The organism is Bordetella genomosp. 8, assembly GCF_002119685.1.
Taxonomy (GTDB): Bacteria; Pseudomonadota; Gammaproteobacteria; order Burkholderiales; family Burkholderiaceae_B; genus Bordetella_C.
Genome location: NZ_CP021108.1, coordinates 3,580,440 through 3,605,260 on the forward strand (window position 1 = coordinate 3,580,440; position 24,821 = coordinate 3,605,260).

Annotated in this window: 23 protein-coding genes; 11 read left to right on the forward strand and 12 right to left on the reverse strand. The window is 68.7% G+C overall.

Annotated features, from left to right (window positions below; all coding sequences use genetic code 11):
• The first annotated feature begins 108 nt into the window (after positions 1-108).
• The 5 genes from CAL12_RS16180 to CAL12_RS16200 are packed head-to-tail and all read left to right on the forward strand — an operon-like array spanning position 109 to position 5,236.
• Entirely contained in the window at positions 109-594 is a 486-nt protein-coding gene (locus CAL12_RS16180; RefSeq protein ID WP_086065577.1) for a MarR family winged helix-turn-helix transcriptional regulator, read from the forward strand.
• Complete coding sequence (locus tag CAL12_RS16185) at positions 591-2,660, forward strand: FUSC family protein (RefSeq protein WP_086065578.1); 2,070 nt, start codon at positions 591-593, stop codon at positions 2,658-2,660. Before CAL12_RS16180 ends, CAL12_RS16185 begins: the two co-directional genes overlap by 4 nt.
• Complete coding sequence (locus tag CAL12_RS16190) at positions 2,657-2,875, forward strand: DUF1656 domain-containing protein (protein WP_086065579.1); 219 nt, start codon at positions 2,657-2,659, stop codon at positions 2,873-2,875. Before CAL12_RS16185 ends, CAL12_RS16190 begins: the two co-directional genes overlap by 4 nt.
• Positions 2,872-3,774: an efflux RND transporter periplasmic adaptor subunit gene (locus CAL12_RS16195; protein ID WP_086065580.1), complete on the forward strand. Its 903-nt coding sequence runs from the start codon at positions 2,872-2,874 to the stop codon at positions 3,772-3,774. Before CAL12_RS16190 ends, CAL12_RS16195 begins: the two co-directional genes overlap by 4 nt.
• Positions 3,775-3,784: 10 nt before the next feature.
• Entirely contained in the window at positions 3,785-5,236 is a 1,452-nt protein-coding gene (locus tag CAL12_RS16200) for an efflux transporter outer membrane subunit (protein WP_086065581.1), read from the forward strand.
• A gap of 29 nt (positions 5,237-5,265) precedes the next feature.
• Here CAL12_RS16200 and ypfH read toward each other — a convergent pair whose 3' ends face one another.
• From ypfH to CAL12_RS16215, 3 genes are all read right to left on the reverse strand, one after another.
• Entirely contained in the window at positions 5,266-5,967 is a 702-nt protein-coding gene (ypfH, locus tag CAL12_RS16205; protein WP_086065582.1) for an esterase, read from the reverse strand.
• A 98-nt stretch (positions 5,968-6,065) separates the two neighbouring features.
• Complete coding sequence (locus CAL12_RS16210) at positions 6,066-7,079, reverse strand: zinc-binding alcohol dehydrogenase family protein (protein WP_086065583.1); 1,014 nt, start codon at positions 7,077-7,079, stop codon at positions 6,066-6,068.
• Between the two features lie 117 nt (positions 7,080-7,196).
• Positions 7,197-8,015 (reverse strand): IclR family transcriptional regulator, encoded by an 819-nt coding sequence (locus CAL12_RS16215; RefSeq protein WP_198298253.1) that lies wholly within the window; start codon positions 8,013-8,015, stop codon positions 7,197-7,199.
• A gap of 236 nt (positions 8,016-8,251) precedes the next feature.
• On the opposite strand from CAL12_RS16215, the gene CAL12_RS16220 reads away from it, so the two are divergent.
• The 5 genes from CAL12_RS16220 to CAL12_RS16240 all read left to right on the forward strand — a co-directional run bounded on the left by CAL12_RS16220 (position 8,252) and on the right by CAL12_RS16240 (position 13,291).
• Positions 8,252-9,022 carry an SDR family NAD(P)-dependent oxidoreductase gene (locus tag CAL12_RS16220; RefSeq protein WP_086065585.1) on the forward strand — a complete coding sequence of 257 codons (771 nt, stop codon included), beginning with the start codon at positions 8,252-8,254 and terminating at the stop codon, positions 9,020-9,022.
• A gap of 5 nt (positions 9,023-9,027) precedes the next feature.
• A complete protein-coding gene (locus CAL12_RS16225; RefSeq protein WP_086065586.1) occupies positions 9,028-10,431 on the forward strand; it encodes an MmgE/PrpD family protein in 1,404 nt (467 codons plus the stop codon).
• A gap of 59 nt (positions 10,432-10,490) precedes the next feature.
• The gene (locus tag CAL12_RS16230) at positions 10,491-11,465 is read left to right on the forward strand and encodes a Bug family tripartite tricarboxylate transporter substrate binding protein (RefSeq protein ID WP_086065587.1); all 975 of its coding nucleotides are present in this window, start codon (positions 10,491-10,493) and stop codon (positions 11,463-11,465) included.
• 37 nt (positions 11,466-11,502) lie between these two features.
• On the forward strand, positions 11,503-12,186 hold the full coding sequence (locus CAL12_RS16235) for a DUF4286 family protein (protein ID WP_157793014.1): 684 nt from the start codon (positions 11,503-11,505) through the stop codon (positions 12,184-12,186).
• 76 nt (positions 12,187-12,262) lie between these two features.
• Positions 12,263-13,291 (forward strand): Bug family tripartite tricarboxylate transporter substrate binding protein, encoded by a 1,029-nt coding sequence (locus CAL12_RS16240; RefSeq protein WP_086065589.1) that lies wholly within the window; start codon positions 12,263-12,265, stop codon positions 13,289-13,291.
• 92 nt (positions 13,292-13,383) lie between these two features.
• Here the strand turns inward: CAL12_RS16240 and CAL12_RS16245 are convergent, their stop codons facing one another.
• From CAL12_RS16245 to CAL12_RS16255, 3 genes are read right to left on the reverse strand one after another with little or no spacing between them, the layout of a single operon-like run.
• Entirely contained in the window at positions 13,384-14,502 is a 1,119-nt protein-coding gene (locus CAL12_RS16245) for a lipocalin-like domain-containing protein (protein ID WP_198298254.1), read from the reverse strand.
• Entirely contained in the window at positions 14,492-16,978 is a 2,487-nt protein-coding gene (locus CAL12_RS16250; protein WP_086065590.1) for an ABC transporter permease, read from the reverse strand. The genes CAL12_RS16245 and CAL12_RS16250 overlap by 11 nt, the downstream gene beginning before the upstream one ends.
• The gene (locus CAL12_RS16255) at positions 16,975-17,670 is read right to left on the reverse strand and encodes an ABC transporter ATP-binding protein (RefSeq protein WP_086065591.1); all 696 of its coding nucleotides are present in this window, start codon (positions 17,668-17,670) and stop codon (positions 16,975-16,977) included. The genes CAL12_RS16250 and CAL12_RS16255 overlap by 4 nt, the downstream gene beginning before the upstream one ends.
• 117 nt (positions 17,671-17,787) lie before the next feature.
• On the opposite strand from CAL12_RS16255, the gene CAL12_RS16260 reads away from it, so the two are divergent.
• The gene (locus CAL12_RS16260; protein WP_086065592.1) at positions 17,788-18,615 is read left to right on the forward strand and encodes a hypothetical protein; all 828 of its coding nucleotides are present in this window, start codon (positions 17,788-17,790) and stop codon (positions 18,613-18,615) included.
• On the opposite strand, the gene CAL12_RS16265 is transcribed toward CAL12_RS16260, so the two are convergent.
• The 6 genes from CAL12_RS16265 to CAL12_RS16290 are packed head-to-tail and all read right to left on the reverse strand — an operon-like array spanning position 18,587 to position 24,812.
• Positions 18,587-19,645 carry an acyl-CoA dehydrogenase family protein gene (locus CAL12_RS16265; RefSeq protein ID WP_086065593.1) on the reverse strand — a complete coding sequence of 353 codons (1,059 nt, stop codon included), beginning with the start codon at positions 19,643-19,645 and terminating at the stop codon, positions 18,587-18,589. The two genes, CAL12_RS16260 and CAL12_RS16265, sit on opposite strands and share 29 nt — an antisense overlap.
• Positions 19,642-20,808 (reverse strand): acyl-CoA dehydrogenase family protein, encoded by a 1,167-nt coding sequence (locus tag CAL12_RS16270; RefSeq protein ID WP_086065594.1) that lies wholly within the window; start codon positions 20,806-20,808, stop codon positions 19,642-19,644. Before CAL12_RS16270 ends, CAL12_RS16265 begins: the two co-directional genes overlap by 4 nt.
• Entirely contained in the window at positions 20,805-22,397 is a 1,593-nt protein-coding gene (locus CAL12_RS16275) for a class I adenylate-forming enzyme family protein (RefSeq protein ID WP_086065595.1), read from the reverse strand. The genes CAL12_RS16270 and CAL12_RS16275 overlap by 4 nt, the downstream gene beginning before the upstream one ends.
• A 9-nt stretch (positions 22,398-22,406) precedes the next feature.
• On the reverse strand, positions 22,407-22,835 hold the full coding sequence (locus CAL12_RS16280; RefSeq protein WP_086067930.1) for a Zn-ribbon domain-containing OB-fold protein: 429 nt from the start codon (positions 22,833-22,835) through the stop codon (positions 22,407-22,409).
• A 5-nt stretch (positions 22,836-22,840) separates the two neighbouring features.
• Positions 22,841-24,007: a thiolase family protein gene (locus CAL12_RS16285; protein WP_086065596.1), complete on the reverse strand. Its 1,167-nt coding sequence runs from the start codon at positions 24,005-24,007 to the stop codon at positions 22,841-22,843.
• Positions 24,008-24,011: 4 nt separating this feature from the next.
• Positions 24,012-24,812 carry an enoyl-CoA hydratase/isomerase family protein gene (locus CAL12_RS16290; protein ID WP_086067931.1) on the reverse strand — a complete coding sequence of 267 codons (801 nt, stop codon included), beginning with the start codon at positions 24,810-24,812 and terminating at the stop codon, positions 24,012-24,014.
• Positions 24,813-24,821 lie beyond the last annotated feature (9 nt).

The following is a 24,821-nucleotide window of genomic DNA, read 5'->3' on the forward strand; positions in this document are numbered from 1 at the left end:
TAGCGTGCGGCCCCGCCAGGAACAAGCCTGATCGTGGAAAAGTGTTTCCCATGCGCGGACCGCCGTCAAAATAGATAGGATACTATTAATTAACATATAATCCTTTTCATGAAAAAGCCCACCGATGCCTGCCTCGCGGCGATGACCAGCCACCTGCTGGTCCTGCACCGCGCCTACCGCGCCGCGGCGGATAAAGCCCTGGCCGATTACGGCCTGTCGCAGGCCACTGCCTGGCCGGTCATCTGGCTGGGCCGGCTGGGCGACGGCGTGCGCCAGGGAGTATTGGCGGACGCCATGGGCGTGGAAGGCCCTTCGGTCGTACGTCTCGTGGATCAGCTCGAAGCCGCCGGCCTGCTGGAACGGCGCGAGGATCCGCTGGACCGCCGCGCCAAGACGCTGCACATGACGCAGGCCGGCCACGCCCTGCGTGCCCGCGTGGAAGAGATGCTGGTGCATTTGCGCCGCCAGGTCTTCCGCGGCGTGGACGCGGCCGATGCCGAGGCTTGCGTGCGCGTATTCGAAAGCATCAAGGTCTCGCTCGCGCACATCGAACCCATTCCGGTCAGTGCCGTCCGGCGGGAGCGTGGGCAATGAAACTGCCTACCGCGGAGGAGACGCTGTTTTCCGTCAAGGCCTATATCGGCGCGATGGCGGCGCTCTATCTTTCCATGGTCATCGACCTGCCGCGCCCGTTCTGGGCCGTGACGACCGCCTATATCGTTTCGCAACCCTGGGCCGGCGCGGTGCGCTCCAAGGCGATATTCCGGCTGGGCGGCACCTTTTGCGGCTGCGCGGCAATGGTCTACCTGGTGCCGAAGTTCGCCAATTATCCCGTGCTGATGGTGCTGGCCCTGTCGCTATGGCTGGGCGTCTGCCTGTACCTGGCGGTGTTGGACCGCACGCCGCGCTCCTATCTGTTCATGCTGGCTGGATATACCGCCGCGATGATAGGCCTGCCGAGCGTGACGGCGCCGCAAACGGTGTTCGATACCGGCCTGGCGCGGGTGGAAGAGATCACCGCCGGCATCCTCTGCGCCATGCTGGCGCATGTACTCATCCTGCCCCGCGGCATCGGCGGCGCGGTGATCGGCAAGCTGGACCAGACGCTGCGCGACGCCCGGCTCTGGGTGCAGGATGCCCTGCGCGGCGACACCGCCACGCAAAGCGCCAAGGACCGGCGCGCGCTGGCCAATGACATTACCCAGCTGCGCCTGCTGGCGACGCACGTGCCCTATGACACCGGCAATATCCGCTGGACGGCAAGCTCGGTAACCGCCATGCAGGACCGCATGGCGGCCCTGACGCCGACGGTATCGTCGCTGGAAGACCGGCTGCGGGCGCTGCGCGCCTCGGGACGTCCGCTGCCGGCCGCGCTACCCGCGCTGCTGGACGACGTCTCCGCCTGGGTTGAAGCCGGGCGGCGCGGCGATCCCGCCCAGGCGGCGGCGCTGCGCGCGCGCGCGGATGAGCTGGCGCCCAAGATCGACGCCGGCGCGGGCTGGCACGATCTGCTGCTGGTCAGCCTGGCGGCGCGGCTGCGCGAATTGATCGGCCATTGCGAACGCGGTTTCGCGCTGCGGCGCGACATCCAGGCCGGCCTGTCGGGCGCCCCGGTCCGCATGTCGCGTCACGCGGCGACGTCGAATCGCGCCCTGCACCACGATCGTGGCATCGCCCTGCTGTCGTCGGTTTCCGCCGCCGTGGCGATCGGCGTGGTCTGCGCCTTCTGGATAGGCACGGCATGGACCAATGGCGCCACCGCCGCCATGATGGCGGCGATATTCAGTTGCTTCTTCGCCTCACAGGACGACCCGGTGCCGGGCATACGCCAGTTCCTGGTCTATACGGTCGTGTCCATTCCTATATCCGCGCTCTACCTGCTGGTCGTGCTGCCCGCTGTCCACTCCTTCGAAATGGTGGCGCTGGCGATGTTTCCGGTGTGCTTCGTCTGCGGCGTCTATATCGCGCGTCCGGCGCACACGGGCAAGGCGATGGCGGTTTTCTTCGGATTTTCCGGCACCTTGGCGCTGCACGATACCAACACCGCCGACCTGGTGTCCTTCATGGACACGATGATCGCGCAGATCATCGGCGTGGGCAGCGCGGCCGTGGTGGCGGCCTTGCTGCGCCGTATCAGCGGCGAATACAGCGCCCGCCGCATCCAGGCGGCCAACTGGCGCGAGCTGGCCGCCATGGCGGCGGCCGACCGTCCGCCCGCCGGCGACAGCTACACCGTGCGCATGCTGGACCGCATCGGCCTGCTTTACACCCGTCTGGCCGCGCGAGGTATCAACGACGCGCCGGTGGAAGAAGACACCCTGCTGGACCTGCGCGTGGGCAACGAGATCGCCGAACTGCAGCGCGCACGCCGCGAACTGCCTGTCGCGGATGCGGCGATCCGGCCGGTGCTTTCCTGCCTGGCGGAGTGGTTCCGTGGCCGCATCCGCGGACGCAACGCCATGCCGGATACGTTCCTGCCGCGCCTCGATCAGGCCCTGGCACGGGTCAATGGCGCCCCCGCGAATTCGGCGCGCGAACGCGCCATCGTCGCGCTGGTCGGCCTGAGGCGCGGGCTGTTTCCCCAGGCATCCGACTACGTGCCGGCGTTCTCGACCGCGACCGCCGCCGTGCCGGGTGCCCAGCCAGGAGCCGCGTCATGATCGGTGAAGTCAGCCTCTACGGGATCTATATGCCCTGGCTGCTGGTGCTGGCGGTCTTGACGCTGGGCGTCGCGTGGTTCGTGCGACGCCTGCTGGCGCTCACCGGCATCTACCGGCTGGTCTGGCATCCCGCCTTGTTCGATCTGGCGCTGTACATCGTGCTGCTGTACGGCGTGGTCTGGATCTCACCGCACGTTTTTTCGAGATTGTCATGAAGGTTCCTTCCCTGCCTGGCCCGCTCGCATGGGCACGATTCGCCGTTACCGCCCTGCTGGTCGTCGCCGCCGTGATCGCCGGCCGCCACCTGTGGGCGCACTACGAGCTGGAGCCGTGGACACGCGACGGCCGCGTCAAGGCCTACGTCGTCCAGGTCGCGCCGGACGTGTCCGGCCTGGTCACCGCCGTGCCGGTGCATGACAACCAGGACGTCAAGGCCGGCGACGTGCTGTTCGAAATCGACCGTGCCCGCTTCCAGCTGGCCTATGACCAGGCCAAGGCCGCGCTCGGATCGCAGACGGTGGCGCTGCAGCAGGCGAACCGCGACGCGCGGCGCAACCGCGAACTGGGACAACTGGTGTCCGCGGAAATACGCGAGCAGAGCCAGACCCGCGTCGAGCAGGCCGAAGCGGCGCTGGCGCAAGCCAAGGTGTCCCTGAACGAAGCCAGCCTGAACCTGGAGCGCAGCCGCGTGGTCGCGGCCACGAACGGCCGTGTCACCAACCTGGACCTGCGCGTCGGCGCCTATGCCGCGGCGGGCCGGCCCGTGATGGCGCTGGTGGACTCCGCCAGCTTCTACGTCGAAGGCTATTTCGAGGAAACCAAGCTGCCGCGCATCCATGAAGGCGACGTGGCGACCATCGCGCTGATGGGCGAACCGCGCACGCTGCGCGGCCACGTCGAAAGCATCGCCATGGGCATCGCCGATCGCGACCGCAGCAGCGCCGCCAACATGCTGCCCAATGTGAATCCCAACTTCAATTGGGTACGCCTGGCCCAGCGCATCCCGGTGCGCGTGCAGATCGACGACGTGCCCAACGGCGTGCGCCTGGTCGCCGGCCAGACAGCGACGGTGTCGCTGGTGGGCGGCGACAAGCTGGCGCTGCAGGGGTTCTGAGGACGACATCATGCAAGCCATACGCTTCGTCCTTGCCGCGGCCGCGGCGGCCACGCTGGCCGCCTGCACGACCGTCGGGCCCGACTACCACGTGCCGGATGCGGCCGTTGCGGAACGCCCGGCGGCGTCGGCGCCTTTCAGTAGCGCTGGCAGTGGCGCGATTTTCCAGGCCAATGCGGTACCGGGCGAATGGTGGCGGCTGTACGACGATCCGGCCATGAATGCGCTCGTCGCCAAGGCCATGGACGCCAATACCGACCTGCGGGTCGCCGCCGCCAATCTCGAACGCGCCGATGCCATCCTGCGCGAAACGCAGGCGCAGACGCGGCCGTCCGCGACATTGAACGCCTCGCCCACGTATGGGCATGTGTCGGGCATCCAGGAACTGGCGCCCGATTATCGGCCGCCCAATGCCTGGTCCTACAGCGGCAGCGCGGGCATCTCCTACCAGGTGGACCTGGTGGGCCAGATCCGCCGCGCCATCGAGGCCGCGGGCGCCGATCGCGATGCGGCCCAGGCCGCCTACGATGCGACCCGCGCGGCCGTGGCGGCGCAGACCATACGCGCCTACACCACGGCATGCGCGGCCGGCATGCAGCTGGCGTCGGCGCAGCATTCCGTCGACGTGCAGAACGAATCGGTGCAGGCCACCGAAAGGCTCCAGCGGCTGGGCCGCGGCACCACGTTGGACGTGACCCGCGCGCGCAGCCAGCTGGAGCAGCTGCGCGCCAATTTGCCGCCGCTGCAGGCGCAGCGCCGCACGTCCTTATTCCAACTGGCCACGCTGACCGGCGATACGCCGGCCCAGTTCCCGCCCGAGCTGGCCGGCTGCGCCGCCGTGCCAGCGCTGCGCCAGCCCATTCCGGTAGGCGACGGCGCGGCCCTGCTGCGGCGCCGTGCGGACATCCGCCAGGCCGAACGCAGCCTGGCCGCCGCCAACGCGCGCATCGGCGTGGCCACGGCCGATCTGTATCCCAAGATCACGCTGGGGCTGTCGGCCGGTTCGGCGGGCCCGGCGCAATATTTCGGCAACGCCAGCACCTTCAGCTGGAGCGTCGGCCCGCTGATTTCCTGGACCATCCCCAATACGGGCGCGGTACAGGCGCGTATCGCCGAAGCGGAAGCCGGCACGCGCGCCGCGTATGCGCGGTTCGACGCCACGGTGCTGAACGCGCTGCGCGAAACCGAAAGCGCGCTGGAGAACTACGCCCGCGAACTGGACCGCGACGCGTCGCTGCGCGCGGCACGCGACCAGGGCGCCGAAGCCGCGCGGCAGGCGCGCATGCTGTACCAGTACGGCAAGACGGATTACCTGACCGTGCTGGATGCGGAACGCACGCTGGCCAGCAACGAAAGCGCGCTGGCCGCGTCGCAGGCGCAATTGGCCAACGACCAGATCACGCTATTCCTGGCCTTGGGCGGGGGCTGGCAGACGGCGGACGAACCCACCACGCGGCACTAGCGCCGCGCGAGTGCGGCGCTGGTGTGCCTTCAATGCAGCACCGTCCCCGGCGGCGGCGCCTGGTTCAGGCCCAGCGCCGCTTCCCAGCTGCGCAGCGGCACGCAGGTCTGCAGCCGCACCACCGCGCGTTCGATCAGCGCTGGATGCAGCTCGTGCCCCACCCGCGTCGCGATGTCGATGGTGGAATCCCCATGCAAGGCATCCAGCCTCGCCTGCGCCAGCCGTGCGTGGTCGGCCGGAACGACGCTGTCGTCGGCGCCGTGCAGCAGATGGATGGTCGTGTATTGCGGCGGGCTTTGCGGCATGGACGCATAGCGCCCGGAAAACGCCAGCACGCGGCCGGCCAGGCCGTCGTGCGCGGCGGTGGCTTCCAGCGCCATGATGGCGCCCTGCGAGAACCCCGCCAGCGCGGTGTCGGTCTGCAGCAGATGAAAGCGCAGCTGCGCGGCGCGTATGTATTCCACCAGGGGTGGCAAGGCCGATGCCACGCGCGCCGGGCGATTGTGTTCGTCGATGCCGCGCGTGGAAAACCACTGGCGACCCTCGCCCGCGCCGTCATAGGGCTCGAAACCCGCCGGCACCACGATGGCCGATTGCGGAAAGGCGCGGCGCACCGCGGCCGCCAGGTCGCGCATGTCCGCGGGCGTGCCGCCGACGCCATGCAGCAGGATGAATAACTGTCGCACCTCGCCTTCGACGGGCACGTATTCGATATCGCTGGAAAAACTCATAGGCTGCTCCGGTTCGGCAGCGGCGGCCCGAGCCGCCCATGAGCGTCATTCTAGGCCTGTTCGGCAATCTGTCGGCCGGGCCGGCCAGGCCCGGCTCATCAGGCCCCGAAGCCCTCCAGCACGATCTTGCCGCGCGCCTTGCCGCTTTCCTGCGCCGCATGAGCACGGCGCAGATTAGCCGCGTCGATGCGGCCGAAGTGCTCGCCCAGCGTCGAACGCAGCGTGCCGTCGTCCACCAGGCGCGCCACGCGCTCCAGGATTTCGTGCTGGCGGATCATGTCGCCCGTCTGGAAGAGCGAACGGGTGAACATCAGCTCCCAGTGCAGCGAGATGGCCTTGCGTTTCAGCGGTACGGCGTCCAAGGTCGCCGGATCGTCGATGAGGCCCAGCTTGCCCTGCGGCGCCAGCGCTTCGATCAGTTGCGAATAGTGGGTATCGGTATGCGTCAGGCTGGCCACGTGGGTGACCTCGGGAACGCCGACGCGCTTCAGTTCTTCCACCAGGCCCCGATGATGATCGATGACGTGGTGCGCGCCCAGGCGCCGCACCCAGTCCTGGGTTTCCGGGCGGGACGCGGTGGCGATGACGGTCATGCGCGTCATCCGGCTGGCGATCTGCGTCAGGATGGAGCCCACGCCTCCGGCACCGCCGACGATCAGCAGGCTCTGGTCCGCGCCCCCGCCTTCGGGCACGCCCAGGCGATCGAACAGCAATTCCCAGGCGGTTATCGCGGTCAAAGGCAGCGCGGCCGCGTTGGCGTAGTCCAGGGTGGCCGGCTTGTGCCCCGCGATGCGCTCGTCGACCAGTGCGTACTCCGCGTTGCAGCCGGGGCGCACCAGCGAGCCGGCGTAGAAGACCTCGTCGCCGGGCTTGAACAGCGTCACGCCGGCACCGACGGCGGTGACCACGCCGGCGGCGTCCCAGCCCAGGATGCGCTGCCCGTCCGGGGCCATGCCGCGCCGCACCTTGGTGTCGACGGGATTGACGGCGATGGCGTGGATGCGCACCAGCAGGTCGCGGGTGCCCGGCGTGGGCACGGCGACGTCTGCGTCGTACAGCGCGCGGGGATCTTCCGGCTCCAGGCCGGCCTGGTCGTAGACGATGGCTTTCATGATGACCTCTGCTTCAGGATGATGGGCGGCATTATGTCCGCCGCGCGGCCGATGGAAAAAGCGCGTCCGCGCGAAAACAGCTGCTCCGGAATCAGGATAATCCGATCAGCCGCCGCGTCAGGACGCTTGCGGCGCCCGATACCCCAATTGCGCCGACAGGGTGCCGGCGGCTTCGCGCAAGGCGGCGATGATGCCCTCGACGTCCGCGTGCTCCCAGCGGAAGGTGGGGATCAGGAATCCCAGGCTGCCCACCACCTGGCCTTCCGCGTCGAAGAATGGCGCGCCCACGCCGACGGTATTGGGCGTGCGGTGCGAATACGTGACGGCATGGCCGTCGATGCGTATGCGTTCCAGGGCGGCCGTGATCTCCGCCGGGTCGGGCGCCAGGCCCTGCACCGGCGACGGGCCGCTGGCCGCGATCGCCGCGTCGATTTCCGCCGCGCCCAGATGGGCCAGGATCACGCGCGCCGTCGCGCCCCAGACCAGGGGCTCCAGCACGTTCAGCCGGATGTTGTAGCGCATGGGATCGTCGGGCGATCCGCTGGCGGCGTGGAACATCTTCAGTTGCCGGCGCTCCAGCAACGTCAGCAGAGACGTCTCGTGGAAACGTTCGGACAAGCGCTGCAGATAGGGTTCGGCCAGCCGCCGATACGGCATGTGGCCGCCCAGCTTGGCGGCCATGCGATAGATCTCCAGCCCCGGGCCGAAAGTGCCGCCGGCCTCATGGCCGGCGTAATCGTTGTCCCGCAACGTGGCCAGCAGGCGATGCACCGTGCTGCGCGGCAGATTCAGGCGATACGCCAGCGCCTGCGCCGATTCGCCGGGATGGTCCACCAGGCACTGCAGCAGCAGCAGGATGCGCTTGACCGTGCTGGTTTCCTTGGCTTCCCCCGCTGCTGACCCCGCCGTATCGCCCGCCGTCGTCTTCGCTTTCATCGTGCTCCGCATGCCTTGATGGTTCGGGCGGCATTGTAGAACCCGCCCCCGGAAGCCCACCCCGCCCGCACACCGATAAGCGCTTGGCGTTGACAAGACGTATCGGCCTCCCGCAGAATTATCACTAAACGGACATATGTCTCACTCAATGAGACAAAAGAATAACGCCGGGCGCGGCGCCTCGCAACGCCCCTACGCCGGCACCGCCGGCCCAACCTTCCAGGCAGAGAGACACCATGGAACTGAATTTCGAAGGACGTACCGCCCTGGTCACGGGCGCCAGCCAAGGCATCGGCCGCACGACGGCGCGCATGCTGGCCCTGTCCGGCGCCAACGTGGTCGCGGTGGCCCGGCGCGTCGAGCTGGTCGAACAGAGCGCCGCGGAAATCGCCGAACAGGTCGCCAGGCAGGGCAAAGGCGGCAAGATCATTCCCCTGGCGGCGGACTTCTACGACGAGGCCACCCCGGACCGCGTCGCCGCGGAAGCGCAGCGCCTGCTGGGCCGCGTCGACATTTTGATGAATGCCGCCGGCGCCAGCCGCCCCGTCCCTTTCGAAGCCACGCGCGACCAATGGCACGAAGGCATGCTGCTGAACTTCTTCCGCATCCGCGAACTGACGCATGCCGTGGTGCCCGGCATGAAGCAGAACGGCTGGGGCCGCATCGTCACCTTCACCGGCACGTCCGAACCGCGCATGCTGAATGCCGCCTTCACCGCCAAGGCCGCCGTGCACGTGTGGTCCAAGGGGCTGTCGCGTGAAGTCGCGCCTTACGGCGTCACCATGAACTGCCTGCAGCCGGGCCGTATCCGCAGCGAACAGATTTCCAAGCGCTACCCCACCCCCGAAAGCGAGCGCGAGTATGCCCAGGCGGAAATCCCCGTGGGCCGCTTCGGCGAACCGGAGGAAATCGCCGCGGTGGCGTTGTTCCTGGCATCCGACCAGGCGCGCTACGTCACTGGCACCGTCATCCCCGTGGATGGCGGCTCCAGCCGCTTCGCGTTCTGATTGCCATGGCCGCGCCTTCCGCCCCGACCGTACTGCAACAGCTGGCGGCGTTCGTCCATGACGTCCGCTACGAAGCGCTGCCGAACGAGGTCATCGACTACGCCAAGCGCCTGATCCTGGACACGCTGGGCTGCGCCTTCGGCGCCATGGACAGCGACGTCGCCGTCGCGCTGCGCCGCTACGCGGACGACGCGGGCGGCGCGCCGCAGGCCACGCTGATCGGCAGCGGCCGTCGGACTTCCGCGGCACTGGCCACGCTGGTCAATGGCGGCCTGCTGCGCTATCTGGACTGCAACGACTATTACTTCGGCCGCGATCCCGCGCATCCCAGCGGCAATCTGGCGCCGGCGCTGGCGATGGCGGAACGCCAGGGCCGGGGCGGCAAGGCGCTGATCGCCGCGCTGGTGGCCGCGTACGAGGTGCATCTGCGCCTGGCCGATCATGCGGGCGAACCTTCGTTGTGGCGGCGTGGCTGGCACCACGGCACCAATGCGCAGTTTTCCAGCGCGGCGCTGGCCGCACGCCTGGCGGGCCTGGACGCGGCCGGCACGGCGCACGCCATGGCCATCGCGGGCAGCCACCAGAACACGCTGGCGCAACTGCAAAGCGGCGCCATCTCCATGATCAAGGCCACGGCTGAAGCCTGGGTCGCCAAGGCCGGCGTGGAAGCCGCGCTGCTGGCGGGCCACGGCATGACCGGCCCGCTGGCGCTGGTGGAAGGCCAGAACGGCTGGGCCGCGACCGTGGCCGGACAGACGGGCGAACAGCTGGATGCCGCCGCGCTGACCGGCCCCTTCGACGGCCGTTACCGGTTGCTGGAAACCAGCATCAAGCCCTACCCCGTGGTCGCCACGGCATCCGCGCCGGTATGGGCCGCGATCGATCTGCATCGGCAGGGCCTGCCGGCCTTCGATGCCATCGAGCGCATCGTCGTGCGCCTGCCCAGCTTCGCCCTGCGTACGCCGTCGGCGCACCCGGACCGCCGCTATCCCGCCGGCATCGAAAGCGCGCAGCACAGCTTCTATTTCTGCGCGGCGGTGGCGCTGCGCGATGGCGCCTGCGGCGACGCCCAGTTCCAGGATCACGTGCTGCGGGACCCGGTCCTTCGCGGCCTGCTCGGCAAGGTCGAGCTGCAAGAGGACCCCGACCTGGATACGCGTTGGCCGCAGGCCGCTGGCGGCGGCATCGAACTCCATCCGCGCGATGGCCAGGTGCTGCTGCGCCTGTGCCCGTACCCGCCCGGCCATCCGCGCCTGCCCTTGAGCGACGAAGCACTGACCGCCAAGTTCCTGGGCTATGCCGAACCCGTGCTGGGGCACATGCGGGCGCACACCCTGCGCGACGCCGTCCTTCGCCTGGACGAATACCAGGACCTGCGCGAATTCACGCCGCTGCTGGCGCCGGATTGAACGCAAGCAAAGCAACAACAACATCGAGACCGGCGTCATCGCCAACAAAGGAGACAGACATGAGGGGACCCGTGTTCAAACGCGCCGCGTGGCTGGCGGCGGCATTGCTGCTGCCCATCGCGGCATCGGCGCAGTCCTATCCGGACAAGCCCATCCACCTGATCGTGCCTTTCCCGCCCGGCGGCGTGGCGGACATCATCGCGCGACCCATCGCGGAAAAGCTGTCCACCACGCTGGGCCAGCCCGTCATCGTGGAAAACCGCGGCGGCGCCACCGGCACCATAGGCGCGGCCTTCGTCGCCCATTCGGCGCCCGACGGCTACACGCTGCTGCTGGGGACGACCAATGAAATCGCGATGAGCCCGACGCTGTATGGCACGCTGCCTTACGACCCGACCAAGGACTTCGCGCCGGTCTCCATCGTCGCGCAGTTCCCCAACGTGCTGGTCGTCAGCCCCAACGTCAAGACGGCCACGCTGGCCGACCTGACCGCGCAGGCCAAGGCCAAGCCCAAGAGCCTGACCTTCGCTTCTTCCGGCCTGGGCAGCACCAACCACCTGACCGCCGAACTCTATCAGGGCGAGGCCGGGGTGCAGGTCACCCACATTCCCTACAAGGGTGGCGGCCCCGCGCTGGTGGACCTGAGCGGCGGGCACGTCGATGCCATGTTCGCCACCCTGCCTTCGGCCATCACGCTGATCAAGGCCGGCAAACTGCATGCGCTGGCGGTCACCGGCGACAAGCGCTCCCCCGCGCTGCCCGACCTGCCGACGGTGAAGGAATCCGGCCTGCCGGGCGTCGTCGTCACCACATGGAACGGCGTGCTCGCGCCGGCCGGCACGCCGCCGGCCGTCATCGACAGACTGGCGCAGGCACTCAAGCAGGCGACCGACGATTCCGGCATCCAGCAGAAGTTCGCCGCCGTTGGCGCCGAGACCACCTACACGCCACCGCAGGCGTTCGCGGGCATCATTCGCGACGATTACGCGCGCTGGTCGGCGCTGATCAAGAAAGCAGGGATCAAGGTCGACTGAACGCAGCCGCCAAAAGAAACTACCGATAGGAATCGCAATGGCAGCAATGATAGGAAGCGGCGCGCTCGCGCTGTGGATAGACGTCGATCCCGCCTTGGACAAGGAAACCGACGCCTGGTACATCGTCGAACATATGCCCGAACGCATCGACATCGGTGGCTATCGCCGCGCGCGGCGCTTCCAGGCGTTGGAAGGCGCGCCGCGCTATCTGACCCTGTTCGAAGCCGACACGCCGGATGCGCTGGCCAGCCACGGTTACCTGAGCCTGGTCGGCAAGATCAGCGACCAGTCCAAGCGTATCCGCGCGGGATTTTCCAACGTCGCGCGCAACACCTTCCGCGTACGCGCCACGCATGGCCGCGGCCTGGGCGCGGTGACCCTGAGTCTGCGGTTGCGCCTGCGCGCCGGCGCGGACAGCACCGCCGCCCACGGCTGGCTGGAGCAAAGCCTGCGGCAAGCGATGACGCGGCACGCCATCGTCGGCGCGCACAGCCTGGAGGCCGCGCCGGAAGTCCGCGCCCGCATGGATGCCGTGCGCGTGACCGGCGTGGGCGACGCCAAGGTCGAGCACGTGGTCTTCATCGAAGCCACGCGACCGGAAGACCTGCATGCCCTGCGCGCCGATCTCTTCGCCACGCCGGCACTGCAAGCCGCCGGCTGGACGGAAGAAGCCTGCGGCATCTATGCATTGATGTACGAGGTTGCCGAGCCAGGCAGATAATCGGCGAAGAAAGGCCACATCACAATCCGGCGGCATATATGCGACCGGAGCAGGCCAGACAAGAAAGGAGACACTCATGACCAATGCCGCACCCCGCACGCCCGCTCGCGCGTCTTTCAACCGACCTCCATCAGGCAAGCGGCCACGCGCCCTGCGCTGGCTGGCGGCGCTGGCCATGCTGGCTGGCGCGCAGGCCGGCCACGCCGCCGGCTACCCCGACCACGCCATCACCTGGGTGGTGCCCTACCCGCCCGGCGGCACCACCGACGTCATCGCGCGCAACCTGGCGCAGGCCATGGGGCCCATCCTGGGGCAATCCATCGTGGTGGAAAACAAGGCCGGCGCGGGCGGCCAGACGGCCATGGCCTATGTGGCGCGCGCCACGCCCGACGGCTACACGCTGCTGGTCAGCGACGCCAGCGTCGCCACCGCGCCCAGTCTCTATCCCAGCATGCCTTTCGATCCGGTCAAGGATCTGCAGGCGGTCGCGCTGTTCGTCACCGTGCCGCATGTGCTGTTGGTCAATCCCGCGCTGAAAGCGAACTCGCTGAAGGAGCTGATCGCGCTCACGGAGAAAGAACCCGGCAAGATCAACTTCAGTTCCGGCGGCATAGGTTCACCGCTGCACCTGGCCGGCGAAGCGCTGCGCCTGGAAACCGGCCTGAAATGGACCCACATCCCCTACAAGGGCGCGGGTCCCGCCCTGATGGCCGCGGTCAGCGGCGAAGCGCAGGTCGCCACGCCTTCGCTGCCCGCCGCGCTGCCGCAAGTGCAGGCTGGCAAGCTGCGGGCCCTGGCCGTCACCAGCCCGCAGCGCATCGCCCTGTTGCCGGACGTGCCCACGGTCGCCGAACTGGGCTATCCCAAGGCCACCGTATTCGGCTGGGTCGGCCTGCACGCGCCGGCCGGCACGCCGCCGCAAGTCCTGCAAACGCTGGACGCCGCCGCGCGCAAGGCTTTGCAGGATCCTGCCTTGATGGAACGCCTGAAAGGCCAGGGCGCGGAAAACGCCTATCGCGACAGTGCCGGCTACGGCAAGCTGGTCACCGAAGAAGCCGCGCGCTGGAAGCGTGTCGTACAGGAGGCAGGCATCAAGCCTGAATAGCTCTTCGACGGGCCCGCGGATGCCCGCATGTTCGTGCACGGCCTGGCGGCTTCGCGCCGTACTGTAGCCAGCCGGTATGACAGCCGTCGGAATCAATAGCCGGTCATTTCCAGATAGCCGGTCCCGCCCGGCTGGCCGCCGCCGTTGGCCAATCGCACCGGCCCTTCCCAGTACGGAAAGGACGTCGCCATCCACGCGCGCGGCTGCACGGCAGCTGCCGTCACGTCCACCGGACCCGCGGGCAAGCCCGCCACCCTGACCCGCCAGCGGGTCGGCAGCTCGCGGCCGTCGTCCTGCCGCGTCCATGCCAGTGGATCCAGGCTGATCTGCTGGCCGCGCAGCGGCGTGGCGCTTCCGTCCGCGCTTATCCAGGTACCCGCGCGATACGGCGCGCCCTGCTGCTGGCGCACCTGGAACAGCATCAGCTTGGCGCCGTCGGCCAGGTGCAGGGAAAACCAATCCCAGCCCTGCTGATCGGCTGACAGCGGCTGGCTGCTCCACTCCCGGTCCAGCCAGGCGCGGCCTTGCACGCGATGGCGTTTGCCGGCCCTTTCGATCTCGCCACTGACGGCGTAGAAAGGTTGGCTGTAGTAGTAAGAGGCCTGTCCTTCGCCCGACTTTTCGCTGTAGCCGGCGTCGCCGTGCAGCACCAGCGGCCCCTGGCTGCGCAGGGACAGCCGATAGCCGAAGTCCTTGCCATGGGCCTGCATCGTCAGGCTATCCATGTCCGGTCCTTGCAGCGACCAATCGTCGATCCAGGCACGGAAAGGCGCGGCCTGCGCGCCTGCCTGGCCGATACCGCCGCGCGCGAGTTTTTCAGCGAACTGATGGGCGTTAGCATCGGTCAAGGCCGCGTGCGCCATCCAGACGTTGGCGCTTTCCCATCCCGCCTGGTCCGCGCCCGGACGCAGCGCCGAACGGAACAGCGTCCATTGCACGCCCCAGTCATGGCCGTCCTCATCCCGCAGATCCGCGGTGACGTACCACCATTCGATGCGATAACCGTCATGCGGCCCATGGTCCGCCGGGAAGCGCAACGGCTTGCCCCGTTGCACCTGGGCATAGGCGGCTGCCTCGGCGCCCAGGCCGGCATAGCCCGCGCCGGACGCGGCCGGTTTGCCATCATCGCACGCCGCCAGCATGCACAGCGCGGCCGCCGCCAGCAGCGCGGCCAGCGCCTTGGAGCACGTTGTGACGATGCTAGGACTCATGGGCGAACTGCCTCAGAAGATCGGCCGGTTGGCGGCGCCGCAGCTGCCAGATCGGCCATGCCGCGGCCAGCAGGCTGGTCAGCAGGCCCAAGGCCGCCAGGCCGGCCAGCTGCGCCGGGAACACATACAAAGGCAGCCGCCAGCCGAAGGCCTGCACGTTCACGATGGCCACCAGCGTCCACGCCAGCAACACACCCAGCGGCATGGCGCACAGCACGGTCAGCACGGATAGCGTCAGTACCTGGCCCAGCGCCAGCCAGGCCAGCTTGCGGCGCGCGACGCCCAGGGCCCACAACGGCGCCAGTTGCGCCAGCCTGCTCTGGCTCAAGGTGAGCAGGCTGATGAACAGGGCGATGCCCGCCACGCCCAAGGTGAGCGCGTTCAACGCACCGGTGGCGGCAAAGGTCCGCTCGAACACCTGCGTGGACCACAGCTTGATCGATGCCTGGTCCACCACCTGCATGCCGTCGGCGCCATAGCGCTGTTCCAATGCGGCACGCAACGAGGGCAGGCGGTCATGCGCCGCGTAGACGTTGACGCTGCGCACGGCCGCCTGCGCGAGCTGGCCGCGCAGCGCGTCGGCCTGCATCAGCACGTGACCGCGTGGATTGCCGTAGTCGGCGTAGATTGCGCCCACCGTATAGGTAGGCGACGCCTGGCCCGGTCCGGCCGCGGGTCCGAACGGGGCCAGGCGGTCTCCCAGGCGCAGACGCAGGCGCCGCGCCAGCTGCTCGCTGATCATCACGCCACGTCCCTCCGCCAGCCGCTCCCACGCGTCGGCCGTCCGTTCCAGCAAGGGCCATTGGCGCCTGGTCTCGGGATCATCGATCACGCCTTGCAACTCCACCGGCCAGCCACGCACGTGCGTGGTCGCGCGCCACTGCGGCAGCACGGCGCGCACGCCGGGCTGTGCGCGCAGCCACGCCACCGCGTCCACGCCCTGCGCGCTATCGCGCGGATTCAGGTAGATATCGGCGGACAGCCGCTGGTCCAGCCAGCCCACGAAGGTCTTGCGAAATCCGTCCGTCATGCTGCCGACGCCGACGCTGGCGCCCAGCGCCAACAGCAAGGCCATCAATGCCAGGCTCAAGGCCGGCAATTGCTGTCGGCTGTCGGCGACGAACCAGGAAGCCAGCGGTCCGCGCGCGCGCCGCGCGCTCCACGCGAGCATGCCGTCCAGCACGGACGGCAATAACAGCGCGGCCGCCAGCAGGATTGCCGCCTGCATGGCGAACGCGCTCGCCAGGCTGTCTCCCCAGATGCCGCAGGCCCCCGCCAACAGGATCAACAGGCCCGCCACCAGTAGCTGGCGTTTCTCCCACGCGGCCTGCGCCGCGCGCCATGCCTGGGGACGCGCCACCGCCAGCAGCGGCAGGCGCGCGGCGCGTACCAGGCTGCCCGCACCGGCCACCAAGGCGCCCAGCAGCGTCATGCCCACGCCGGCCAGCCACCACCACGCCGGCAGGCTCAAGCGTCCGGCCACTTCCGCGCCGTACAGGCCGCGCAGGCTGGCCGCCATATCGCCCAGCAACAGGCCCGCCAGCAGGTAGCCGCTCGCCACGCCGGCCAGGCCGCCGAGCACCGCGAACAGGCCCAGCTCCAGGGACAGCGCCGCCATCAGCATGCGCAGGCTGATCCCCAGGGCGCGCAGCGTCCGCAGCAGCGCGCGCCGCTGTTCCAAGGCCAGGCCGATGGACGCATGCACGATGAACAGGCCCACGATGAAGGCCAGCATCCCCAGGGCTGCCAGATTCAAGTGAAAGCTCGCGGTCAGGCGATCCAGGTCGTCGCGATCTTCCGCGTCGGGCGCCGGCGCCAGCACGTCCGCCCAGGCCGCCGGCACCGCCGGCGCCGCCTTGCCGGGCAGCAGCAGGCGCGACAGCCTGCCGGGCGCGTGCAGCAGCCGCTGGGCATGGCCGATATCCATCGCCAGGATGCCTGGCGCCAGCCCCGGCTGCAGCCGCAGCGGCGGCAGCCGTTCGCCGTCCATCGTGACAGGCTGGTCGCCTTCCCGCATCGCCAGCCGCCGCAGGGTGTCCGGCCCGGCCCAGGCCTGGCCAGGCTGCCCGATGAAGCTGCCCAGGTCGAATGCGGTGATGGCCTGACCGCCCACCACGCTGCCGGTGGGCAGGCTCAAGGGCTCGATGCCCAGCACGCGCAGCGCCACGGGCGGATCGCCGGCGAAGCGCAGGCGTCCTTCCAGTACCGGCGATACCTGCCAGCCGTCCAGGCGCAACCGCACGTACACGTCCTGGTCGAGATAACCGCCGCGCCGCGGCAGCCATTGCGCCTGCGCCGGACCCGCCAGCACCGCGCCGGCGCGCGCGTAATCCTGGCGCGCCTGCGCGTTCAAAGCCTGCACGCCGCTCCACAGCGCGGTCGCCAGCCACAACCCGCAGACGATACTGGCGCACTGCAACGGGTGGCGGCGCCAATGGCTCGCCAGGGCCCGCATGCATGACAGGAAGGCTTTCATCGCGGATCGCCCGATATCGCCCGCCGCGGCGCGCCGTCATCGCACACCTGGCCCAGGTGCAGCCTCAGCTGGTGCGACAGCCGTGCCGCGAGCCGCGCGCTGTGGGTCACCATCAACAGGGCGCTGCCCGCGTCGCGCACCAGCTCGAGCAGCAGGTCGAGGACCGCGTCGCTGCTGGCCTCGTCCAGGCTGCCGGTGGGCTCGTCGGCCAGCACCAGCGCCGGCCGGCCAGCCAAGGCGCGGCCGATCGCCACGCGCTGCTGCTGCCCGCCGGAAAGCTGTTCGGGATAGCGTGACAGCAGCGCGGTCAAGCCCAGCCGCTGCGCAAGATGCGCAATCCAGGCCGGATCGTGGCGGCCGGCCAGACGCGCCTGGAAACCCAGGTTGCTCGATACGTCCAGGCTGCCGATCAGGTTGTACTGCTGGAAGACCAGGCCGATGCCTGTCCTGCGCCACTGCGCCAGGCCGGCTTCACCACGGGCATGCAAGGGCACGCCGTCGACCAGCACGCGTCCGCCATCCGGCGTCTCCAGGCCTGCGACCAGGTGCAGCAGCGTGCTCTTGCCGCTGCCGGATTCTCCCGTCAGGGCCAGGCTGGTGCCGGCATCCAACCGCAGGTTCACCCCGCGCAGCACCGGCAAAGGCCCTTGCGCGGTGGCGAACGATTTGTACAGATCCTCGACGATCAGCACAGCTGACTCCTTGCCGCATGCGAAATACCCCGCCTATCGTACCGCCCCTGTATACAGGAACTTAAAAGGAGGGTCCCGCACTCAGCCGTCGCCACTGACCACTGTAAGGAGTCACAAGTGAGCATTTCCGCAACGCTTGCCTTCGGCGCCGCCGCGATCCCCGCGAACCCTGCTCCGCTCGTGCCAGCCGGGCACGGCTTCGAACCTGCCCATGCAGCCGCCTCGTTCGACGCCGTGCCCGCCGCACTGCCCGCGCCCCAGGGCCGATTCCGCCGCGACGGCATGGCCTCAGACCGGAACGCCGGCCCCACCCAGTGCTATTACACGATGAAGCCGCTCAACGATGTCCGCCCCGACGCCGCTGGCAAGATACGTGGCGCGGATCTGCAAGGCACGCTGGCATACGAACGGCTGGTCCACACGCTCAGCAAGGACCCGCTCGATCCGGCATGCGACCCTACGACGGCCGACAAGGCAAAGGCGCGGGTCGTCGTGGATCGCATGAGGCTGCCGTTGAACGGGACCCTCGTCGCGCCCTGCCATACGGGCCACGGCCCGGAGGATCGGTCGGTCATGGAAGTACCGCCGGCCAGCGCGGCGGCTGGCGGCCGGCAGCGCCGCGCGATTCCCGAACGCACTGATGCAAGCACTGACGCGGGCACCGACGCGGGCACTGACGCCCGCATCGACCCACCCTCGCCCGGCACGGCGGATCCACGCCAGCCGGTCGGGCTATGGCAGCGTGTTTTCGATACCATGGTGCGGTTCGTCCGCGTGCTTGTGCATCCAGCCGTCATCCCTGACGCCGCATCCACCGCGGACGCGACGGATCCGGTCGAATGTCCGGAGGACCGGCGTGCCGCCGAGCAGGAAGCCCGCGACTACGAGAACCACCTGTTCGCCTGGACCGCGTCGGCTACCCGCCGGCGCCGGGCGGTGGCCTGACGTCCATCAGCACCCGACGTACGTCCCGTCCATGGCGTGCGGCCACGGTCATCGCCCGTCTCAGATACAGCCCGGCATCGTGTTCGTCCGCGAAACCGATGGCGCCGTGGAATTGGATGGCCTCCTCGGTCACGCGCAGGGCGGACGCCGCCGCACGATGCTGGGCCGCCGCGGCCGCCCAGCCTTCCCGCGCACCTCCCCATGCCCGCGCGGCCTCGAACACCAGGGCGCGGCTGGCCCTGCTATCGACATGGCACATCGCGGCGCGATGCTGCGGCGCCTGGAAGCTGCCTATGGGCACGCCGAACTGCCTGCGCAGGCGCATGTAGTCCAACGCCAGCTTCAATGCCTCTTCCGTCAGGCCGCTCAAGTAGGCTGCGTCCAGCAACCATGACAGGTGGCGGCCCTGCCGCCACGCATGCATGCCCGGAGCCCCACGCAGCATCACAGGGGCTTCCCGCCAAGCCGCCGCGTCGATATGGATATCGGCCAGCTCGCTCCCGTCGACCGCCACTCGCGGCTCATGCCGGGTACCCGGCGCATTCCTGCGCAGCAGCCTGGCCTCGAAAGCGTCGCCCTCGCCCGTGGCCAGCAGCCAGTGCGTCGCCGCGCCCGCATCCGGAACCAGCATGGCGACGCAGTCGTCATGCTGTCGCCTGGCAACAGCGGCCGATACGACCAGCGATTCACCCACCAGCACCTCGGCAAGAACAGCCTGGGCCGCTTCGCCGCCATGCGCCAGGACGCCGGCCACGGCCATGGCCGTGTTGACCGGCGGCATCATCAGCGCGCGCCCGGCCTCCTGCGCCACCATCGCGGCCGCCGCCGCGGACCATCCCAGGCCACCCCGTTCCTCGGGGACGGCGATCCCGAACCATCCCAGCCCGGCGATGTCCCGCCAGGCCGCCCTATCCCAGGCCGGGCGGCCTTCATGGACCGCCCGCGCGGCCGCGGGGCCCGCCCGCGACGCAGCATAGTGCGCGGCGCTCTCGCCTATCATCCGCAATTGCTCGGCGAAGTCGTTGTTCATCCCTTGCTCCCCGCGGGCGGCAAGCCCAGCACCCGTGTCGCGATGATGCCGCGCTGCACCTCGCTGCTGCCGCCATAGATCCCCAGCCTGCGCGCCTGCAGGAACATCTGCGTGGCCTCCAGCAGGTCGTCGCCATGACGCACGGGGTCGCGCAACGCCGCCGCGGGACCGGCCACGCGTCGCGCCAGGTCCAGCAGCATGTGCACCGTATCGGTGGCCAGCAGTTTCAGGTAGGCGCTGTCCACGCCGCCTTCCCGCGCGCCCCCGGCCTCGGCGGCTTCCAGGTAGGCAGCGCACAGGGCCTGTACCTCCACCTCGGCCAGCGCGGCTTCTTCCCGCAGGCAAGCCGGCACGTCATCCGTCGGCGTCGCGCGCAGCATCATGCGCAAGCGCTCGCGGGCCCGCAGCGCCTGTGCCGGCGAGCCGATCCGCAGGCGTTCCTCGCTCAAGACGACGGTTGCCACGTCCCAGCCACGATTCAGCTCGCCCACGACGTTTTCCAGCGGGACGGCGACATCGTCGAAGAACACTTCCGCGAACTCGTCGTCGCCCGCGATGGTGCGGATGGGGCGGCGCCGGATGCCCGGCGTATCCATGGGGATGAGCACGAACGTGATGCCGTCGCGAGGCTTGCCTTCCTTCGAGGTGCGCACCAGGGCGAACATCCAATCCGCATGGTGGCCCCAGGTGGTCCAGATCTTGTGGCCGTTGATCACCAGCTTGCCGTCGCGCGGCTCGGCCCGCGTCGCCAGGCTCGCCAGGTCCGATCCCGCGCCGGGTTCGGAATAGCCCTGGCACCAGATCGTATCGCCCGCCAGGATGGCCGGCAGGTGCCGCGCCTGCTGGGCCGGCGTGCCACGCGCGATCAACAGCGGGCCGATATGGTTCAGTCCCTGCGTGGGGATGTCCGGCGTACCCGCGATGGCCATCTCCTCCATCAGGATTAGCTGCTCTATCGGCGTGGCGCCCATGCCGCCATGCGCGCGCGGCCAATGCGGCGCGATCCATCCACGCCGCGACAGCGTCCGGTACCATTGCATGGCTTCGTCGGGGGCGGGCCGGAACGTCGCGTGGCGCAACGATGCCGGCACATGTTCGCGCAGCCAGTCTCGTACTTCCAGGCGGAACGCCGCCTGTTCCGGTGTCTCCGCCCTGAGCATCATGCCGCCCGCACCAGTCGGGCCAGGGCCATCTCGCGCAGATCCCGCTTCAGCACCTTGCCGACGCCGCTCCTGGGCAGCGTCTCGACGAAGAACACATGCTTGGGCTTCTTGTAGCTGGCGATTCGTTCCCGCGCATGGGCCTGGATGGCCTCCACGGTGAGCGCCGCGTCGGGACGCAGCTCGATGAAGGCGGCCACCGCCTCGCCATAGATGGAATCGGGCACGCCCACCACCGCCACATCCGCCACGGCCGGATGTTCCGCCAACGCCTGCTCGACCTCCTTGGTGTAGATGTTGAAGCCGCCGCTCAGCACCATGTCCTTCTTGCGATCGACGATATACAGGTAACCGTCGCTGTCGAAGCGGCCCATGTCGCCGGTATGCACCCAGCCTTCCACGATGGTTTCGGCGGTTGCCTCGGGCCGCCCGAAGTAGCCGCGCATGGTCGTGAAGCGTCCGGCCTCGCCGGCGCGCACCAGGATTTCGCCCACGTCGTCCACGGATACCTGCTGCCCGCGGTCGTCGACCAGCTTGACCTCCACGCCGGGCGACACGCGTCCCACCGACCCGGGATGGGTGAATTGTTCTTCATGATTCAGCACGGTGACCGAGCCGACCTCGGTCATGGCGAAGAAGGAATGCAGCCGCGCCCGCGGCAGCTTTTCTATCATCCGGCGCTTCAGTTCGACGGGAAAGGCTTCGCCCGTGACGATGATGTGGCGCAGGCTGGCGCAGCGCGCGGCCTGTTCCTCCAGCACCGGCATCAGCATACGCGCGACGGTGGGGACCATGCCTGCCGCCGTCACCCCTTCGCGCTCGATGGTGTCGACCGCCTGCTGCGCGTCGAAGCGTTCCATCACCACCAGCGTCGCGCCCAGGCCCATGGAATTCATCAGGCGCGCCAGGCCGGTGCGGTGCGCCAGCGGGGTCGTGACCAGGAAGACGTCCTGCGCCGTGATGCCCCACTCCACGGCATTGGCGAAGGCATTGCCGATGACGAAATTCGCATGCGTCAGGATCGCGCCCTTGGGCTGCCCGGTCGTGCCCGACGTATACATGATCATGGCGTCGTCGGGATGCAGCGGCGGGTCGGGCAGGCGTTCGTCGGAGGGTCGCATCAGCGCGGCCAGGGATTGCGCGTGGCCGGCTGCGTCGCCGGCGCCCTGGCCAGGACCATCGGCGCCATCGGTGTGACCGCTGCCATCGCCGACCACGACCCGCAACAGACCCCTGAACTCCTCCTGCACCGCGTCGATGTTCGCCGCGTCGTCGGCGTGGAACACCAGCATCCGCGCCTGGCTGTCCCGTGCGAAGTACGCCAGTTCGCGCACCGTGTTGCGCGTGTTCACCGGTATCACCAGCGCCCCCAGCCAGAAGGCGGCATAAAGCACCTGCGCGATCTCGACGCAGTTGGGCAGGTAGACGACCACGCGATCGCCCGGCCCCACCCCCGCCCTGCGCATGCCGGCCGCCAGCGAGCGCGAGGTCGCCAGCAGCTCCGCGTACGTCAGGGACTGCTTGCCGCATTTCACCGCCGTCTTCGACGGAAAGCGCAGCGCATGCGCCGCCAGGAATTGTTCTAGCCGCATGATCTTGCCTTATTCCAGTTCGAACGCCGGATAGGGATGGTCGGGCGCCAGATGGTCGATGGCCAGCCTGACGCGCTTGCCCACGGCCAGGTCGCCCGGCGCGCAGTTCAGCACGTTGGCGATGATGCGCACGCCTTCGTCCAGTTCCACCGTGGCCACGCACAGGGGGATGCGGCCTTCCACGCCCGGCCCGGGTATGCGCACCACGGTGGCGGCATAGATGGCGCCCTTGCCGGACACCTCGCGCCATTCCAGCGTGCGGCGCCCCGTATAGCTGCTGACCGGCTTCGGATAGTGCTGGAAGCGCCGCGCGACGGTGCAGTATTGCAGCACCAGTTTGCCCCGCGCGATGCCTTCCCAGAACGGCTGGGTATCGACATAGACGCCCTGCCTGGGGATGGGACGCGTGGGGGTGCTCGTGGCTGTGTTGTCGTTCATGGTCTTCATGCCTCCAGTACCATCGCCGAACTGGTGCCCCAGTTGCGGCCGTAGGGAATCACGCCTATGCCGGTGACCAGGGCGTTGCCCGGGTCCTTCACCTGCCGGCTGCCGCCTTCGCCGAACATCTGGCGCACGGCCTCGGCCAGGTTCAAGCCGCCGCTGGCCAGGCCCGGCTGCCCGGCGGAAATCTGGCCGCCCCCGGTATTCAGGGGCAGGTCGCCCTCGAAGGACAGGTCCGTGCGCAGGGTGTACGCCGCCCCCTCCCCCCGCTCGCAGAAGCCGAAGGCCTCGAATTGCATCATCACGGCAATGGTGAAATCGTCGTAGGGCTGGAACATGCGGACGTCCCGGGGGCTCAGCCCGGCGCGCCGCAGGACCTCGGGCCCGATCTTGCTGAAGCCCGTGTGCGTGATATCGGCCAGCGGATCCGAGCCGTTGAAATTGGTGACTTCGCCATACGCCACCGGATACACCATGTTCTTCAGCCCCAGCCGCCTGGCGTTGGCTTCGCTGGTCACGATGAAGGCGTTCGCGCCATCGCAGAACATCACGCTGTCCAGTACCCGCAACGGATCGGCGATCACCCGCGATTCCATGTACTCCTCCATGGAAAGCGGCTTCTGGAACTTCTTCAGCGCGTTCGGGTTGTGCAAGGCGTGAGCGCGCTGCGTCACGGCGATCTTGCCCAGGGCTTGCGGGTCCAGCCCATACTGGTGGATGTAGCGGCTCATCAGCAGGCCGAAGCTGGCCGGCGGTCCCTGCACGCCCGGAGGGTCCTGGAATTCGCCCCGATACGCGCCATAGTTGGAGCGCCAGTCGCTGCTCGGCGCGTCGGCCGACATGACGACGGCCAGGGAACACATGCCATCGCGGATCGCCGACATGGCCCGCGCCACGCCGCCGGTGGCGGAACAGCCGCCCATGCCGCCATAGTTCAGCCAGGTGGGCGTCAAGCCCAGGGCTTCGGTCATGTACACCGCGAAGAACGGGTTCTGGGCCTCGGACAAGGCGGTGGTCACCGACAGGCCGTCGATTTCGTTCTTGTCTATCCCGGTACGCTCCAGCAACTGGTCCAGGGCCTCGCCGGCCAGGTCGTAGGCGCTGCGCCCCGTCTTGAACCCCACCGCCGTCTCCGCATAACCGGCGATCACCATATCCCTCTTCTTCATGCTCTTACTCTCCTCGGAAATCCGGCGTTCTTTTCTCGCGGAAGGCCGACAGTCCTTCGGCGCGGTCGCGCGTGAAATACAGCATGAAGGAAGCATCCCCTTCCGCCGCCATGCCTTCGGCCAGGGGCAGGTCCATCCCCCGATCGATCATCGCCTTGGTGAACATCACCGACAGCGGCGCATTGCCGCCTATCGTGCGTGCCAGCTCGCGCGCCTTTTCAAGCGCCTGGCCCGCCTCGGTAACGTGGTTGACGAGGCGATATTCGCGCGCTTCGGCGGCAGCCAGGCGCCGGCCGGTCCACATCAGCTCCTTGGCCAGCGCGGGCCCGATCAGGCGCGGCAGGGTCTGCGTGCCGCCGCCGCCTGGCATCATGCCCAGGCGGATTTCGGGCAGGCCGAACTTCGCGTTGGCGCCAGCCACGATCATGTCCGACACCAGGGCCAGCTCCAGGCCGCCGCCCAGCGCATAGCCCTCGATGACGCTGATGATGGGCTTGGAGTACGCGGGCAACTCGCGGAACAGCCGGTTGACCTTGCGCTGGCGCCGCCGCTTGCGGTAGAAGTCGAAATACTCGTTGTCGCCGATGGTGAATTCGCTGGTGTCGATGCCGGTGCAGAAGGCCTTGTCGCTGCCTTTCAGAAGAATCGCGGCCACGTCGCGCGCCGCCTCGGCCTCGTTCAGTACGTCCATGATTTCCTGCGCGGTCTGCTCGCGCAGGGAATTCATCTTCTCCGGGCGATTCAAGGTGACTTCCAACCAGCCTTCGACGCGCTCGACCATGATGTCTTCGGTGTTCGTCTTCATCGGATACTC